Annotated in this window: 13 protein-coding genes; 8 read left to right on the top strand and 5 right to left on the bottom strand. The window is 39.2% G+C overall.

Annotated elements, in window-relative coordinates; all coding sequences use genetic code 11:
* The first annotated feature begins 249 nt into the window (after nt 1-249).
* The 4 genes from FBB35_RS06410 (at nt 250) to FBB35_RS06425 (ending at nt 5,732) form a co-directional block, all read left to right on the top strand.
* Nucleotides 250-669 carry a patatin gene (locus tag FBB35_RS06410; RefSeq protein ID WP_174708960.1) on the top strand — a complete coding sequence of 140 codons (420 nt, stop codon included), beginning with the start codon at nt 250-252 and terminating at the stop codon, nt 667-669.
* Nucleotides 650-2,191: a patatin-like phospholipase family protein gene (locus FBB35_RS06415; RefSeq protein WP_174708961.1), complete on the top strand. Its 1,542-nt coding sequence runs from the start codon at nt 650-652 to the stop codon at nt 2,189-2,191. The genes FBB35_RS06410 and FBB35_RS06415 overlap by 20 nt, the downstream gene beginning before the upstream one ends.
* 175 nt (nt 2,192-2,366) lie before the next feature.
* Nucleotides 2,367-4,571 carry a family 1 glycosylhydrolase gene (locus FBB35_RS06420; protein ID WP_174708962.1) on the top strand — a complete coding sequence of 735 codons (2,205 nt, stop codon included), beginning with the start codon at nt 2,367-2,369 and terminating at the stop codon, nt 4,569-4,571.
* A 348-nt stretch (nt 4,572-4,919) separates the two neighbouring features.
* On the top strand, nt 4,920-5,732 hold the full coding sequence (locus FBB35_RS06425; RefSeq protein ID WP_174708963.1) for an SDR family oxidoreductase: 813 nt from the start codon (nt 4,920-4,922) through the stop codon (nt 5,730-5,732).
* A gap of 35 nt (nt 5,733-5,767) precedes the next feature.
* Here FBB35_RS06425 and FBB35_RS06430 read toward each other — a convergent pair whose 3' ends face one another.
* The 5 genes from FBB35_RS06430 to FBB35_RS06450 all read right to left on the bottom strand — a co-directional run bounded on the left by FBB35_RS06430 (nt 5,768) and on the right by FBB35_RS06450 (nt 12,832).
* Nucleotides 5,768-5,932, bottom strand: coding sequence for a hypothetical protein (locus FBB35_RS06430; protein WP_175586448.1), 165 nt, complete (start codon nt 5,930-5,932; stop codon nt 5,768-5,770).
* A gap of 475 nt (nt 5,933-6,407) precedes the next feature.
* A complete protein-coding gene (locus FBB35_RS06435; RefSeq protein WP_174708964.1) occupies nt 6,408-7,715 on the bottom strand; it encodes an MFS transporter in 1,308 nt (435 codons plus the stop codon).
* Between the two features lie 52 nt (nt 7,716-7,767).
* Entirely contained in the window at nt 7,768-8,913 is a 1,146-nt protein-coding gene (locus FBB35_RS06440) for a PepSY domain-containing protein (protein ID WP_174708965.1), read from the bottom strand.
* Nucleotides 8,914-9,021: 108 nt separating this feature from the next.
* Nucleotides 9,022-11,703, bottom strand: coding sequence for a TonB-dependent siderophore receptor (locus FBB35_RS06445; RefSeq protein WP_174708966.1), 2,682 nt, complete (start codon nt 11,701-11,703; stop codon nt 9,022-9,024).
* Nucleotides 11,704-12,679: 976 nt separating this feature from the next.
* Entirely contained in the window at nt 12,680-12,832 is a 153-nt protein-coding gene (locus tag FBB35_RS06450; RefSeq protein WP_174708967.1) for a hypothetical protein, read from the bottom strand.
* Between the two features lie 215 nt (nt 12,833-13,047).
* On the opposite strand from FBB35_RS06450, the gene FBB35_RS06455 reads away from it, so the two are divergent.
* The 4 genes from FBB35_RS06455 (at nt 13,048) to FBB35_RS06470 (ending at nt 18,354) form a co-directional block, all read left to right on the top strand.
* Complete coding sequence (locus FBB35_RS06455; protein WP_174708968.1) at nt 13,048-14,616, top strand: glycosyltransferase family 39 protein; 1,569 nt, start codon at nt 13,048-13,050, stop codon at nt 14,614-14,616.
* A 100-nt stretch (nt 14,617-14,716) separates the two neighbouring features.
* The gene (locus tag FBB35_RS06460) at nt 14,717-15,487 is read left to right on the top strand and encodes a transketolase (RefSeq protein ID WP_217481693.1); all 771 of its coding nucleotides are present in this window, start codon (nt 14,717-14,719) and stop codon (nt 15,485-15,487) included.
* Nucleotides 15,484-16,389 carry a transketolase family protein gene (locus FBB35_RS06465; RefSeq protein WP_174708969.1) on the top strand — a complete coding sequence of 302 codons (906 nt, stop codon included), beginning with the start codon at nt 15,484-15,486 and terminating at the stop codon, nt 16,387-16,389. The genes FBB35_RS06460 and FBB35_RS06465 overlap by 4 nt, the downstream gene beginning before the upstream one ends.
* A 3-nt stretch (nt 16,390-16,392) precedes the next feature.
* Nucleotides 16,393-18,354, top strand: coding sequence for an NAD-dependent epimerase/dehydratase family protein (locus FBB35_RS06470; protein ID WP_174708970.1), 1,962 nt, complete (start codon nt 16,393-16,395; stop codon nt 18,352-18,354).
* Nucleotides 18,355-18,368 lie beyond the last annotated feature (14 nt).

Here is an 18,368-nt window from a genome sequence, read left to right on the forward strand (position 1 = left end):
TCCTCACCGCCGTGAACGCACTTTTAAGAAGGAGTAATGAGTAATAAGTAATGAGTAATAAGTAATGAGTAATAAGTAATGAGTAATAAGTAATGAGTAATAAGTAATGAGTAATAAGTAATGAGTAATAAGTAATGAGTAATAAGTAATGAGTAAATACCCATTTTTCATTCACTCATTACTCCTGACTCATTACTTTAAAGCCGTGTTGGAAGCACGGGTTTTAAACCCATTTTTCTGAGAAAAAATATGATGAATAACGGTAAAATTCTCCGCTTATCATTAATTGGCATTGCCATTTTCACCATTGTGAGTGGATTGTTGCAAATGGTTTTGCCTAGTTTGGTACTTTACATTGTCTCAGCAGAAGTAACCCCAACTAGCCAGCACTTTTTTGCCATCATCGGTATGTTTATGGTGCTGTTTAACGGCGCACTGTTACAAGCATTAATCAGCCCACAACCCCAACCTGTTGTCTTAATTTGGGCAGGATTACAAAAATTTGGTGCTTCAATAGGCGTTTGTTTGGCTGTTATCAAGCTAATTTTTTCCCCATTCGCGCTGCTAATTGCTGGTTTTGACCTGTTATCAGGAGTATTGATTTTCTGGTACTTGTTTCGCTTGCGTACTTTTACACCAGGATACACTTATGAGCAACCAACCGCATAAACCTTACGGCACTCCTGAACCAACATATTCAGGGAATAAACGTTCCTTGATTTTAGCTGGTGGTGGAATGCGTGTAGCTTACCAAGCTGGAGCTATCCGCGCCTTACTCGAATCAGGACTATGTTTTAATCATGCGGATGGTACTTCCGGCGGTACGATGAATTTAGCAATGCTGCTATCTGGACTATCGCCGATTGAGATGTGCGATCGCTGGCGGACTTTGAATGTTAAAGATTTTGTCTCCTTTATCCCTCTAGAAAAATACCTCAAAGCCTGGGATTTGTTGTCTATGGGAGATGCAGACGGCATTATTGATCGCGTTTTCCCCCACTTGGGAATTGATATCAGCAAAATCAATGCCTCGCAGGGAATGGAAGGTACATTTAATGTTTGCAACTTTACTCACAAAACCAATGAAGTCATTCCCCACGATCGCCTAGATTTAGATTTATTGGTTGCAGGGATTTCTCTCCCCATCTTTATGCCACCTGTACAGAAAGGTGATTATCTCTACATGGATTCCGTGTGGATTAAAGATGTTAATCTCATGGAAGCGGTGCGCCGGGGTGCAGATGAACTTTGGGTATTGTGGTGCATTGGCAACAGTAGCGAATATCAAACGGGAATTTTTAATCAATATGTCCACATGATGGAACTGAGTGCGAACGGGGCATTTTTTGAAGAGTGCGATCGCATCAATGAAATCAACCAGAGAATTTTGCAAGGGGAGACAGTTTACGGACATACCCAACCGATCAAACTCCACCTCATCAAACCCGCTTATCCTTTACCTCTTGATCCTGATTATTACTTGGGGAACATTGATGGTGCAACTTTAGTTGATATGGGTTACGCCGATGCTAAACAATATTTGCAAACCATGTCACCCGCAGGATTGCCCCTTCAGCCAGACGCGACCCGAATGCCCAACAACTTGCCAGGAATGACTTTCCGTGAAAGGATGGCGGGTGGATTTGTTTTAAATGAGACTGACCCGATCCAGGGTGCAGCAAAAGGCAAAGCGCACAATTCCTCACTCTCATTACAACTGACAATTAACATTTGTGACTTAAAACGTTTTTTGGGTGATACCACTTACACTGCTAGTATTGCTGGTAATATTAGTTTTGCAGATTTTGGCGAACACATTCCCCTCAAAAGAGGCGTGTTTAACCTGTTTGCTCATAACCATAATCCCGAATCTAAATACATTACTTATGAACTTGCTTTTGAACATGGTAATCAAGATTACTACTTAGTAGGCAAGAAAGAACTGCATAACGATCCGGGATTTGATTTGTGGCAAGACATGACAACTATCTATACTTACTTACATCAAGGTACAGATGAAAACAGTCCGATTATCGGTGCAGGAATTTTAACCCTAGATGTGGGTGACGTAGCCAAGTGCGTTTCCGGGTGGCGAATCACTAACGCCAAGTCACTGGCAGAGAAAGCTACATTATTGGCAGAGTTTGGTAGTTTTTTCTGGGGCAATATTTGGGAAACTTACCAACCGTAAATTCCAAATTAAACCTCTGCTGAGTGGAGTATAAAGGTTTAAAGGTGTAGGGAAAATACATTTTCATGTTTAGTTGTGCAATTTTCTCTTGAATCCTTCCTGCCTTCTCCCAAAGGGAGACGCTAAAAGCGATCTGCCTTCTGCCTTTTTTCACAACTTTTCAGGAGATATTAACATGAGCGATCGCCTTACGCCTTTACCCTCATCATTCTTATTCGGTGTTGCAACTGCTGACCATCAGTGTGAAGCTTACGATTCCCAGTTTGAAGATATTCGAGATGTATGGGAACGTCGTCGCGGTATTACGGTCAGGGGTCGAGCTACTGACTTTTGGCATCGCTACGCTGAAGATATCGCCTTAGCTCAGTCCCTTGGTTGCAAGTCCTTCCGGTTTTCGATTGCTTGGTCACGGGTAGAACCTGAACCCGGTAAGTTCAGTGAAGAAGCTTTTGAACATTATCGCCAAGTAATTGAAACTATCAGATCGCATGGTTTAGAACCAATTGTAACTCTGCATCACTTCACTCATCCCATCCATGTAGAAGCACGGGGGGGGCTAACTGCGCCAGAATTTCCAGCTATTTTTGCTAACTACGCCACAGAAGTCGCCAAGCGTTTGGGTCATTTGGCACGTTATTGGATTAGCTTTAACGAACCTAGTCAATTAATTTACGGTTACATCAAACCTTGGTGGGAAAGAGCCTATTTTATGCCCCCAGGTTTGGAGCGTGGTGCGACTTTTGCCGATCAAATGACCGCCGTGCAGAAACTCATGCGGAATTTGTTTGTTTCCCATACACGCGCCAGAAAGATTCTCAAAGAATACAACCCAGATGCTCAAGTGGGAGCAAACCCCATGTTATTGGGTCTGCCTCTATGGTTGCAGAAATTGGTGGATCGCAATGTCACTAATCTGCGTCGTCCCGAAGATATGATTTCCCAGGGTAAACGTTTTACTGAGCGTAGTTTGTTGGAAAAGGGAAAAGTTGATGTTGTCATTGCTAATTTGACTATTACCGCCGAGCGACAACAGCAAGTAGCGTTTTCGGAAACTTATTATCAGGCGGGGCAATTTCTCTTAGTCAAAGCCAGCAGTCCCATTCAGCAACCAGAAAATCTAGCTCAGAAAACAGTAGCAGTTGTCAAGAGTTCGACGGCGGAATCTGCCATAGAATACCTGTTACCCACAGTTGAAGTCAAAGTAGTAGAAGATTACGCTGATGCCTTGCAAGCCTTGGATTATGAGCAAGTGAGTGCCATTCTTGCAGATGACACAATTCTCTTGGGTCTGATGAGACAACAACCAGGGCAATATCGACTGGTGGGTAAAAATGGTGAAGGGCTGACAGTAGAGAACTATGGCGCAGCTGTAGTTAAAGGCGATCGCGCCCTCTTGAATATTGTAGATACAGTAGTGCGACAGTTTAAAGAATCCGGGGCTTGGCAAGCTAGCTATAGTCATTACTTCCCCAATCAACCCGTCCCACCTGTACCAAAAATCGGCAGACGTTCAACCCTAGCTGACATCACCACAGGCGGATCTTCTAGTCCAACTATCGGACAGCCTCAACCCGGTACACCACTGCGACGTATTCAAGACCGTGATTATTTAGTTGTCGCAGTCAAAGAAAACGTACCTGGCTTTGGCTACCGCGACCCCAAAACCGGAGAATTTAGCGGCTTAGAGATTGATTTAGCGCGTTTAATTGCCAAGCAAATCTTCGGCGATCCCAGCAAAGTGAAATTTATCGCCGTTTCCACCCAACAACGCTTACCCGTACTGCGATCGCTCACCCGCATCTTTGACCCAATTTTCAAGATTTTCAGCGTACTTTCCACATCATTGACAAGTAACTGGTGGCACTTAGGTATGGCTGGGAAATTACCCACATTTCTCTGTCCTCAAGAATGTGTAGGTCAACAAGATTTTGTTGGTTTTGACTATTACTGGGGGATTAGCAATCTCCGACTCAACCGCATTCAACAATTAATGGATGCTGCTTTTGGACGTTTTAGTAATGCGCCAGTTTGGTCTGGTGTTCTCTACGATATGCTCAAATTCCACGCCCAGTTATTCCCCGATAAAGAGATTATGATTATTGAGAATGGCTGTGTAGAAGTAGCCGATAAAGTCGTCAAGCGTGAAGACTACATTCGCCAGCATCTCCAACAAGTGCAACGCGCCCGTCAAGACGGGATAAACGTCATCGGTTACGTCTCCTGGTGTATCACCTCTAACCGCGAGTGGGGTCTGAAATTTGGTCCAGATAGCGATTTTGGGCTATATCACATTGACCTAGATACAGACCCAGAACTCAAACGCCAACCAACCCCAGCCGCTAACTTATACCGCGATATCATCAAACAAAACAGCGTCTAATACCAATCCAAAATTCAAAAATCCATATTTTACAAGGGTTTCTGAGAAATATGTATTGGTGAATTTTGGAGCAATACGGTTCAGTTAGTGCCAAAAACCTTTCAGGACTTACGCAAAAACTCACTGAAAATCTTATTCCTTTGTGTCCTTTGTGTCCTACCCTACGGGAAGCCGCTCCGCGTCTATGCGGTTCGTTTTTTCTTAATTTTCGCTAAGTCTTGTCCTTAACTGAACGGTATTGAATTTTGGAGGATTGCTACAAACCACAAACCCTCCAAGTTTAAAAAATCATATATGTAGAGACGCACAACTTCGCCTCTCTACATCTCACTCAACCCCTTAATACCCATGCCCAAAACAGTTTTCATCACCGGAACATCCAGTGGAATTGGGAAATTCACCACCATATACTTCGCGCGACAAGGCTGGAACGTTGCAGCCACGATGCGAAACCCCAGCCAAGACCAGAATTTCCGTGAATTTTCTAACATCAAAGTATATTTTTTAGATGTTACAGATAATAACAGTATTCAAACTGCGATCGCTTCTGCCATCCAAGATTTTGGTCAAATTGATGTTTTAGTAAATAACGCTGGTTATGGTGTAGATGGTGTATTTGAAGCCATGACTGATGAAATAATCGCCAAACAATTCAATACCAACGTCTTTGGCTTGATGCGAATCACACAAGCGATCATTCCCCATCTGCGTCAACAAGGTGGTGGCACTATTATTCAAATTGCCAGTATGGGAGGACGAATTACTTTCCCTTTGTATAGCATTTATCACAGTTCCAAATGGGCGGTAGAAGGGTTTAGCGAAGCTTTGCACTATGAATTAGAACCATTCAATATCAAAATTAAAATTATTGAACCAGGTGTGATTAAAACTGAATTTTACGAAAATAATCGAGCGATCGTGCGTGATGATTTGCCCATGTATCAACCATTAGTAGATACTGCACAAAGGGTATCCCAAGAAGCGGGAAGAAAAGGAGAGCCGCCAGAATTAGTTGCTCAGGCAATATTTAAAGCAGCCATTGATCATAGTTATAAAATGCGCTATCCCGTTGGTCAACCTGCGCCCATTTTGCTCATGCTACGTAAATTGTTGCCCGATTATTGGTTTTTCTCCATCATCAAACGTATTTATAAAGTATAAATATACCTAGAAAAAATTATCTGCTTACCTGAGATTTACCACAATATAATTGGTAAACCTGCAATGATAGAGGCAATACCTGTCCAAAGAGTGAACTGTTCAAGGTTTCCTTCATCCAAAGCAAGACTCATTTGCTTAATTGCTGATAATAGTCCAGCTAATAGTAGTACAAAGAATGCAAAATATCTCAAAGCAATCATACTTTGCCCTACTTGAATGTAAAAGTAAACATAATAGGTTTCTAACAGGCTCTACCATGTTTTTCTGTTTCAGATTTAGCACTTTAGAGGCTACAGCGATAATGATTGATTTTGAACCTTGAGATAGGTTATTGCGTCAGTATGTTGATCAACAGGGTCGTGTAGATTATATTGCTTGGAAAACAGAGCAACCTCAAGTGCTAGGAGATTAGTTGTCAAGTCAAAAAATCTGGACTTTACATCTCATTGCAACACTTTTGAGCAATTGGAATTGTGAATCAACCAAATAAATTTACTTTAACGACTAGTACAACACGGCGGAAATAAACCAATCATTCCAAATCAACAAAACCCTGATGCTGTATTCATTTTTAATTTTTAATTTTTAATTCCGCCTTGCGGTACTAGCTACTTATAAAACCAGATTCACCACGCTTGAAATGGAACTAAGCACAGGGGTTGACATTTGCTGTTACTATTTCCGCAGTGCTGTATTAGCATCATAATCAGGCAGTATAGTTTCTACGTCACGCAAAGTGCGGAAAGCATATCCACTTAAGCCAATAAGTAACATCCCTAACGAAGAGATGAAGTACAAAACTGCCATACCCGAACCTTTTCCCGTACCGAATATCCAGCCTAATATGGGGACAAGACTACCATCTGGCATCATTGCAGGTTCAAAAATATAGTCGGCTAGTGGCCCAGCTATCAAATAAGCAACTGTTGAAGCAATCAACGTTACAACCTTTAGAGTCGCAAAAACACGTCCTTGTATCTGAGGATTAACCTTGGTTAGCCAGATAGCATCACAGGAACTGCCAAGTATGGGAAAATTCAGAGATGAACAGAATTGAGCTGGAATCCAAATCAATGGTGTCTTAGCTAGACCAAAGATAATTTTGCCCAAACCAACACCGATCATACCAAGTAGCACCCCATCTATACGACGCTTAAAACCACCCCAGGTATTGATGAGCAATACCCCAACTATTCCACCAATTCCTGCTGCTGAGGCTAAAGTGCCTAACACCTTAGCATCATTGCCAGTCAGCGCTAGAACCATCGGTGAATGGATTGAGAGTCCAAAGTCATAGGCAAATGTAAATACAAATGCTAACACTAGCATGGCAAGCAAACTTGGACGTACAGCAATGTAATGCCAACCAAAGTAAATCTCCTGCTTCCAATTAGTGAAACTTTGAATGTTTACTGTTGTCATACTAGGTTGTGGGATATGTACTCCTAAAACCGTGGTGACAGCGAATACAAAACTCACAATATCGATAATTAATATCCCAACAAGCCCAATAACTGAGTAGAGAATGCCTGCTAGTGTTGGCGCGATGATACTAGAACCGTAATCAGCTAAAAATCTCAGACTGCTAACACGACTGTAGTGCTGCTTGGGCATCATCGTAGATATAGATGTTGAGTAAGCCAGTTCTTGAATTACCTCAAAAATACCTTGGATAGCGACAGCTAAGTATAAATGCCATAATTGCAGATGTGTAGTTGAATAAAGTAGTAAGACAGCGATCGCTACAACACCACTGACTGTATCCCCAACTATCATTAGATATTTACGGTTCCAACGATCTACAATAAACCCAGCGATAGGAGCAATCAATACTTGTGGCAATTGTGCAAACAACCCAAATAACGCTATTGCTGTAACCTGATGCGTTAGTTCCCATATCCAGATAGTGAATGCGAAGCCAGTCATGCCACTACCAATAATAGAAACGGTTTGACCAAGCCAAATAATGATGAATATACGCACTTGTATGAGTCTTAAATAATAGGTTTGTGGCGGTTGGCAAATTAACCTTCAATTAATCTTGATGGTTCTTTGATAGTTCTATTACCTGATTGTGGCGGACAGATTTTTCCCGGTAGCGATGTTGGTACATGACAAAGCCACTTATAAATAAAATCAAGGGTGATAATCCGACAAATACGTAGAGAATGCGCGTGGATAAACCACCAAATGTACCATAGTGTAGGGGAGTAAAAGAGTTGAGGATGCGATCGCCCAATGGCATTTTTAAAGCATTATCAACTCGCAAAACTTTACCCGTGTATTGGTCAAGATAAACATTACTCTGACCACGTTCGGCATTTTCCTGGGGTAGCTTAAAGCTAATTGTCAAACTGTCTTCAGGTTGACCAGGAAAGGAAATACTTCTGACCATAGCACCTGGCAAGGCAGCATCAGCAATCTTTAGTTGTTCTGCAAGTCGCAACGGTAACTGACCAGGCTTGGGCACAGAAACAGGTTCTGGTTGCTTTTTAGTAAATGTTACTGCATAAATGATGGGTTCAGTGAAGTCGTAGAAATTCCAGCAGAAGCCAGTAAAGGCAGTCAGTGTCAGGAACACCACTGTAATAATGCCTGCTACTTTATGAATGTCGAAGTTCAGCCGCTTTGGATGAGCATTCCACTTAATCTTGAATCCTGCAATCAGCCTGCGCCATCCAGGCCAGAGAATGACACCCGTAATACTCAGAACGAGCAACAGCAATGCTATAACTCCGACGATGGACATCCCAATGTCTCCAGCCATCAGATTATAATGAAGTTCATACAACAAAAGAATCAATGTTCTGTCCGATCGCTCACCCATGATTGCACCAGTATAAGGATTGACAAAAACATCTATCCCTTTGTCATCAGTAGCAACGAAGGCAAACATAATTGGTTCATTTGACTCTGAAGGGATATAGACTTTATTAAGTTTTAAGTCCTTTCGAGATGAATCATATTCCGCTTTCACAGTATTTACTACTGACTCTAGAGACAGTGGCGCTTCTTGGGGAGAGATATATCCAAACTGTTGGGCTACTAAAAAGTGGTTAATTTCCTTCTGAAAGACCAATAAACTACCTGTCAAGCCAATTATAATTAGCACAAATCCCATAGCTAAACCGAGGTAGCGGTGTAGAGTAAATGCCCAGTTACGGAATGTCTTGGATTTCATTGCAGATACCCTTTACATACATTGATTACCCTTCTCATTCCTTCTGTTGAAGGGGAAGAAAACTGATTCCTTCTCCCTCGCCTTACTAAAAGGAGGTTTAAAGAGAATTTAAAAACTGAATGAAATTGTGCCATGAACTGTAAAAGGTGCTTGTGGGAATACATAAAAGCCGTTGGTTTCGTAGTATTTCACATCAAACAGATTTTTGAAATTGAGTGCGGCTCCCCAATCATCACGTTTGTAGAAGATAGTCGCATCGGTTCTAACATAGGAAGGAAGAGTAAACGGATCGCTCTGGTTAGTAATGCGATCGCCTATAAAAAATAACCCTGCACCAAAACCGAACCCTTGCAAATCACCACTCTGGATTTCATAAGTTGTCCATAGACTAGCGCCGTGATAGGGTGCATTTACCAAACGCGAACCTTTCAAAGAAGGATCGTTGTCTTCGCTGACATAGGCATCATTTAGGAAACCAGAAGCTACTATCTTCCAACCGGGTGTAATTTCTCCTGCCACATCCAGTTCAATTCCGCGACTTTTTACCTCTCCGACTGCAAAGAATACATCAGGATTATTAGGATCAACTGTCGGTATATTGGTCTTTGTAATATCATAAGCTGCTAACGTCAGCGATATCTGACGGCTCAGATCGGCTTTAATCCCGACTTCATACTGAGTACCCCGCGAAGGCTCCAGTGCTTCTCCATTCGACCTAAAATTATTGGGTACAAAGGAACGGCTATAACTGATATATAGCGAGATTGGTTCTATTGGCTGATAAACTAATCCGACACGCGGAGAAAAGGCTGTATCATAAAAATTAGATTCTTCTGGATCACTACCATTAATTGTGTCAGAAATGAATTTATTCTTGTAATCAACAAAATCATATCTGCCGCCGACGAGCAATTTCAAATTTGGCAGCAATGTCACTTGATCTTGTAAATAAATTGCTGCTGTATTTGTGGTTGAATCGGACTTTACTGCATAGGTAAAACTTTCACGGGATGGAATTTCATATCTATAGACAGGAGCGAAGATATTTAGTGATGAAATACTTGCTTGATCGAGTGAATAGTTACTAATGCTTCTACTAAATTCCACACCAAAAAGTAGCTGATGTTGAATTGATCCAGTTTTGAATTCACTAATCAAATCGGTTTGCAGCGATAAATCGTTACTTTGTCCAGGAGAAAGACCTGTAGAGTAGTCTCGCGATAAGATATCGCCAACTAACTCATTAGGATTAATGTGTGTATCATTTGTCTCAATAAATTGACCAGATAAATTACTCCGCAGACGCAAGTTTTCATTAAATCGATGGTTTAGGGTTAAAGCAAAGCGGTTATTTTCAATATCAATCGAGTCGCTTGGTTCGCCTAAATTCCGGCTGATAGGGAGGTTAAGAAAAACACTATTAGGTAAAAAACCACGATCGAATACTCTATTGACCTTTGTGTATTCGTATTCTAAAGAGATGTTTGTGGCATCATCAATCTTGTAGCTGACAATGGGAGAGATAGAGAAAACATCCCCATTGACAAAATCACGAAAACTACCAGAGTTTTCATAGGCAATATTGAGACGATATAAAAGATTTTTCTCTGGAGTTAGGGGCCCAGAAATATCAATGGACGAACGATAAAAACTGTAACTTCCTACTGTAAATTCACCTGCGTAGTAGGGTTCATTTAACGGTTGTTTTGTGACGTAATTGACAATACCACCTGGTTCAAATTGACCATACAGCACTGAAGCTGGGCCTTTTAGAACTTCAACCTGTTCGACGTTTGCGCCATAGATAAAAGCGTTTTGAGTTTTGAAGCCATTTCTCAGGATGTTTGAGTTGACAAATCCCCGAATCGTTAAGTCATCTACAGCGCCGCTATAGCCTGTTCCCACTGATACACCAGACACGTTACGGGCTGCATCTGAAATCCGAGTGATTCCCTGCTCCTCAATTACTTGTTTAGGTACAACTTGAATGGACTGAGGAATATCGCGCAGTGGAGTGTCGGTTCTGGTTGCAGTTGATGTTTCAGGTACACGATATTTATCTTGTTCACCCGTCACTACCAGTTCAATCGGTTCATCACTCGCCGAGGAAGGTTGACTTGGCGGAGTTTTTATTTCTGGCTGATTTGCTTCCGGCTTTTGTGGTATTTGTGTTTGTTGTCCCTGCGATGTGGAAGAGGCAGCACTAGCCACACTCAAAATCAAACCCTCGTCAGGACTGTCAAACAACTCTACAGTCGGTACACTCGCCTCACCAATCACCGTGACTCGGATAGTATTGGCATCAAAGTTTGCCACCGTTATCTCAGTAATACTTGCAACTGGCCGCTCCGAGCGAAATGTAAATGTATCACCTGAAGGTAAGCGTAGTTGTGCGTTGGGAATATCAGCGATAAAATTATTGCCCGAACTGCGATTCACCAGTTGTAATTTTTCACCAAGGGCAGTTTGTAAGATCACATCCACACCCTGAGTGGTGGGATTAGCCTTAACTGCACTCACTGGTACAATTTCCGTGGCACTCTCTTGGCTGAGTTGTGGTGGTTGTCGAAGTATCTCTGCACTCTTGCCAGGATGTACTAACTTACTTATTCGTTGAATCTCTCTGATTGTTTCCCCAGTAAATGGTTGATTGGAATTAGCATCTGTTGGAGTTGACTTGAGATGCTCTGATACACCTATCCCTACTTCTTCACTTCTAGCAGCAGTTGCGATCGATACAGTCAAAGAGCTTGTTAATAACAGGTAGGGAAGCAATTTTTTCAGTTTCATTCCAAATTCAGATCCTCACGTCTACTAGTCGTGTTAAAGCTTAATAGAAAAGTTTTTCATTTCAAATCTGAAATTAAACTATTTTAGCCATAAAGTAAAGTGAGAATATATTGCAAGATTCTTGATAGTCTTTATCAAAGTTTTTCAGTCTCCTAAAGCCACAAGATAGTTAGTCTCTTAAACAGATGCGCTCAAATTGATACAGACAGAAGATAAATTTCATTAGAGAAAATGCTCTAATAGCCAATGTTGCAAGCTTCAGACAGATATTAATTAATTCAATTAGTAGTATATAATTATACTACTAATTGAATTGAAATTCCTTAATACATAGCAGGAAAATCAGAACTATACCTTTTAAGGTGAGTAAAAATTTGTTCAATGAATTCCTCTTTAAGTTCTTGACTATGTATTCTGTAAGTCTATAGTAGTTAAATAAAATACTAGCATTATTTATAGACACTGAGTAAAAACAATAGTTTTTATGAGTCACCTTGAAAGGATAGTCCTGTATCGGTTACTGATACCAAAATTTAGCAATATATCAAACCAGCAGAAAGACAACAATATATAAAAAACTGATGATCAAAATTTTATTGATAATAATTATCTATTAATTACTAGTTGCTTAAAGGAATCTATTCCATTAGACTAAGCATAATTAATTGAAAGAAACTCTCAATAAAGTCTTAATTTGATATTTGCAATAGCATTCAGTACTTTGCAAAAAAATCTCGTTTTTTGAGTTATCTATACGTTAACTTTCAAGAAACACGAGCTGAAACCACTATAAAATGGTAAATTTGGGTGGAATGAAGTGTTTATTTCATTTGTAGCGGGTGCTGTGCCGCCAGTTTTTCTTGCCTTTTATCACTAAATTAAGGATTTTGGGCTTTCTACTTAGTGCTTAAAAACCCAGATTTTTTAGTGCAAGATGTGAGCATCTATAGGAATCATATTTGATTTTTGAACAAAATTAGGTATTGTAGGGTGTGTTAGAACGTAGTTCGTAACGCACCATTATCAAGGGTTTGGTGTCGTACTCTCTGCGATAACACAACGCCAGGTCGCTCAAGTTGGGAAACCCGCCCATGCGACTGGTTCCCTTACGTATCTTTTCAGAAATCAAATTGAAATCCTATATCCTTTCTATGTATTAATGCTGGCTAGGATTCGTAAAATTTCAATTATTTCTACCCCTCCCGACTACCCTGTCATGCCTCTTTTTCAGCTACTTCTATAAAGATGGTAGTCAATAGAATTTCGATTTCACATAGAGAAAAGAACAATGTAAATACAACAGTCTATATTCTTGTGTAAAATTATTTTGCATCAAAAAAACTTATGAATATTGTAGATTTTTCAGTGTTGTTAATATGCTGTTTAAGTTTTGGATTTAGCTGTATTGAATCAAGTGTTAATCTGGATAGCCTTCATTGGGGATTTATGTATGTGCAAGCCCTCGATCTAAAAAGAGGCTTAATTCCTTATCAAGAAACATTCACTATTTATGGGATTCTGACAAGCTGGATTCAAAGTCTTTCTCTAACTTTATTTGGAGAAAGGATGATATCTATAGGTATAGCTACTGGTATCTTTTATTCTGTAAGTATTTTTTTGTCATATCAAATATTTTTAAAAATTCTGCCTAAATATTTTGCCTATTTTTCAACTCTTGTGATTTTTCTTTTGCATACGTATATTATCTATCCATGGTCAAATTACTACTCATATACATTTTTATTATTATCGGTACTGGTATTTATTAATGCAAGAAAAAACACTAATTATATGTTTTTTTCTGGATTCTTTTTAGGATTATCTTTATTATGTAGATACTCATCAGTTCAAGCAACATTACCTCCTTTCTTGCTATTTTTTGTTTACGAAACTCTTTTAAAAAGAGATAGCAAAAAAACCAATTTTTCAAACATTTTGTTTTTTAGTTTAGGATTTTTAATTCCAATATTGTTATTTCTATTCTTTTTGATCTACTACGGTGTCTTAGACGACTTCTTCATTCAAAATAAAATCATGTTGTTAGATTCGGAGCAGGGAGTTACTATATTAACATTTATACCGACACTATTAAACTCGATTATTACATCTGGAGGAGAGAATCCTGTAGGAGGTGATCCTGATTCAAGAATATTTTCTTTTACAATTATTTTCTTTTGGAATCTTGTAACACTATTATATTTTCTATTCCAACAATTATTTTTAAAGAAAATTTTAACTAAAGATGAAGTTATTGTGATGGCATTTTGTGTAGTAACCCTTTTTGGATACTTAAATTCAATTCATATTTATGAAGTGTTTAGATTAGCCAATAGTTCATCTCTTGGTATTGGAGTTATCATTTATAGCTTTGTTAAAATATTACCCCGGCTTGGTCGCAAGATTAAAATAATTATGCTGTTACCATTAATTTCTATTTGTTTTATTTGGGCTAGTAGTCTTCTTTTTTCAGAAACCAGTTCTGTTTACTTTCCCTGGAAATTAGATACTTTGATGGGCAAAGGAGTTATTTCAAATGAAGTTAGCATTTTTCGAGGAAAAATTTTAAGCCAAAAATACTATCAGTTCTATGATGATATTTATAATGAGATATCAAAGTTTGACAATTCATACTACATAGTAAATTATACATTGGACTCTGTTGCTATGGTAATTAATAATTTACCAAAAATTCAAATGTCATCACTTTATTTTCCATCAATTGAACAGGTATACCCTAAAGAAGCAAAAATAATTCAGACAGTAATTAATACAAAAAAGGCTGTAATTATCTCAAATAAAGATATTCACATAGCTGGGTACAAAGTAATTTTTAGTAAGCCTTGGTCTTTTGCTGAAGTGCCCTGGATGGGTCATGGAAAGTCTATATATATTAGTGTTCCGGAAAAAACCTAAATGTAAGTTATCTATAGTCTCATAATTCACAATTTCTGCTTTTGCTTAGTTCTGGGCTTTAATCTTACTTTTGATAACATTCATACTTGAACTTTTCATCATGGAATTATTTACAGAGATTATTGTTAAAGCTAAGACACGGTTACTTAAAATGCATTTTGAAAGTAGTGTTGGTCATATTGGCGGTAACTTGTCATCACTGGATTTACTAATAGTTTTGTACCACAAAGTCTTGAATGAAGATGATGCATTTGTTCTCTCTAAAGGTCATGCTGCTGGAGCACTTTACGTTACTTTATGGTCTTTGGGGCGCTTGAGTGATGAAGACCTACAAAAGTTTCATCAAGATGGCACAAAGTTAAGTGGACATCCCCCTGTTGGTTGGATGCCTGAAATTCTGTTTGCTACGGGAAGTTTAGGTCACGGCTTGTCTTTGTCCAATGGATTAGTTCTAGCAAAGAAAATAAAGAATGAATCAGGGAGAATCTTTTGTCTGCTATCGGATGGTGAATGGAATGAGGGTTCTAATTGGGAAGCTCTGATTTTTGCTGTGCATCAGAAGCTGCATCAATTAACAATGATTATTGACTGTAACGGGTTGCAAGGCTTTGGGACTACGCGAGAAGTAGCTAATTTAGAGCCATTGGCTGAAAAGTTTCGTGCTTTTGGTTGTGCTGTAACAGAGATTAATGGTCACGATCTAAATGCTATTGAAAAAGCTCTTTCATTTACTCACAAGAAGCCTCATGTCATCATTGCTCATACAAAAAAAGGCAATGGTGTTTCCTTTATGGAGAACAAGATGGAGTGGCACTATCTACCAATGACTCCATCTCAATATCAACAGGCGCTAAAAGAGGTGGGGATATGAGAAACATTTTTTGTGAAACCCTTGTTAAGTGTGCGACTAATCCTAAGTTAGTATTTCTCAGTGGTGACTTGGGATACAAAGCTCTAGAACCTTTGCAACAGAGTTTGGGGGAACGTTTTATCAATGCAGGTATAGCAGAACAAAATATGGTATCTGTGGCTGCGGGTTTAGCTCAAACAGGTTTTCAACCTTGGGTTTATAGTATTGCTCCCTTTGTTTATGCCCGACCCTTTGAGCAAATCCGCAATGATGTCTGTATGCACGATCTCCCTGTGCGGCTAGTTGGGAATGGAGGTGGTTATGGCTATGGAGTGATGGGAGCAACACATCATTCACTTGAAGACTATGGGACTATGCTCTGTCTGAGCAATATGCATGTTTTTGTGCCTGCTTTTGCCGCAGATGTTCCAGAGATTATCAATCAGCTTACTAACTTGGAACATCCTGCTTATCTGCGCCTCGGTAGGTGTGAAAAGCCAAAGGATTTAGAGCTTCCCAAGTATTCTTCTTGGCGGCGATTGATGAAGGGTGAAGGAGCCACGATTTTAGTTGTTGGCCCTTTGGCTGGAAGTATCGTTGAGGCGGCAAAGCATTTGAGTCAGTGCGATCGTCCAGACATCTGGATTTTAACTGAATTGCCAATAGAGGCGGCTAAAATCCCAAAAGATTTCCTTGATGACTTACAGAAATCACGTCATTTGTTCGTAATTGAAGAACATGTGGCTCAGGGAAGTATTGGTCAGATAATTGCCCGTTGTCTTTTGGAAATGAATTGTGCGCCACCACAGTTCACCCACCGCCATGCTTTGGGGTATCTATCTGGACTTTATGGCTCTCAGAATTTTCATCGTCAAGAATGTGGTTTAGATGCTGCGAACCTTGTTAGAAAGTTGAAGAGGTGATTTATGGATTTAGAACAGAAAATCAAGCGGTTACAGGGCCCAATTTTAGTTCTCGGTGGTAGTGGCTTTATCGGTGCAAATTTACTTAGACAATTACTCAAGGTTAGGGAAGATGTCTTTGGTACTACTTCTCGCTTCCCTGCTTGGCGATTGGAAGGACTAAATGACAAGAATGTTATTGTTGTTGATTTGCTAGTAGATTCAAACCTAGATTTTTTAATAGATAAAATTAAGCCACAAATAATATTTAACTGCGTGGCTTTTGGAGCTTATTCTTTTGAAAAGGATAGCCAATTAATCTATCAAACTAACTTTAACCTAACTGCGAAACTTTTAGAGCGACTCGTCTCTGGCCAAATCTCTTGTTACGTTCATGCTGGAAGTTCTTCAGAATACGGAGACAAATCTGCTGGGCCTAGTGAAACTGAGCTCCCTGCCCCTAATAGTGATTATGCAGTCTCTAAGATTGCTTGTGCTAATCTTCTGTATTTCTATGGCAAAAAAAAGCAACTACCTTGTGCAAATTTAAGATTGTATTCTGTCTATGGGCCTCTAGAAGATTCATCGAGACTAATTCCGAATTTGATTCGCTGCGGGATTGAGAGCAAATATCCTAGTTTTGTTAGTCCTGATATTTCTAGAGACTTTATCTATATTGATGATGTCTGTGAGGCTTTTATTGATACTGCATTGAACTTAAAACAGGAAGATTATGGGGAATCTTTTAATATTGGCAGTGGTCAAAAAATGACTATTAGTGACTTAGCAATTTTTGCTAGTAAGATATTTAATATTAGGAAAGAGCCAACTTATAATTCCATGATCAATCGCCATTGGGATGTTATTGATTGGTATGCTGATGTAACAAAAGCCCAAGAGATTTTTGCTTGGAAACCTCAGACAAGCTTTAAAGAAGGTCTGTTAAAGACGACAGAGTGGTATCAGGGATTAGAAGATCAGGAAAGATATCATCAAAGTTCTAAAAAGTTTGGATTAGATACTACATATAGCGTAACAGCCATTATTGCTTGTTATAAGGATAATAAAGCGATTACTATTATGTATGAGCGTCTGAAGGAGACATTTATCAGGCTCAAGATAGACTATGAAATTATCTTTGTTAATGATTGTAGCCCTGATAATACTGAAGAAGTAGTACAAAAAATTTCACGGATTGATAAACGAGTAATTGGAATTTCTCATTCTCGTAATTTTGGCTCTCAAGCTGCTTTCAAAAGCGGTATGGAAATAGCAACTAAAAATGCCTGCGTTTTACTCGATGGCGACCTTCAAGATTTACCGGAATTAATTGAACAGTTTGTTGAAAAATGGCGTGAAGGATATGATGTCGTCTATGGTCGTCGGAGGAAACGCAAAGCTCCTCTTTTTATGCAGCTTGCCTATAAAGCTTTCTACAGAATTTTTGATTATTTTTCATATCTTTCAATTCCTCATGATGCAGGAGATTTTTCTTTGATGGACAAAAAAGTTGTTCAGGCGATTTTGCAGTTTCCTGAGCGAGATTTATTCATTCGAGGAATAAGGGCATTCGTGGGTTTTAAACAGATTGGTATAGATTATGTAAGACCAGAAAGAATGTTTGGTGTAACTACTAATAATTTAGCAAAAAATATTGCTTGGGCTAAGAAAGGAATTTTGTCTTTTAGCTATACTCCTTTAACTATCCTCAGTTTTATGGGAACGTTATTATTGCTAGTTACGCTATTATTAGCAATTATGCAAATTATGAGCCGAATTCTGTTTCCTGGTTTGGCTCCTAGAGGCATAACTACTGTTTTGCTTACTATCTTATTTTTTGGCTCAGTTAATCTATTCGGTCTTGGTATTGTTGCTGAGTATATTGCCAAGATATTTGAGGAAGTTAAGCGGAGACCCCATTTTATTCGTCACAGGATTATTAAGAATGGAGAAATTAGATCCGCTTACGATAGTATTAAAACTTAAATAAAGAGAAAAAT

The organism is Nostoc sp. TCL240-02 (genome assembly GCF_013343235.1).
Classification (GTDB): domain Bacteria; phylum Cyanobacteriota; class Cyanobacteriia; order Cyanobacteriales; family Nostocaceae; genus Nostoc.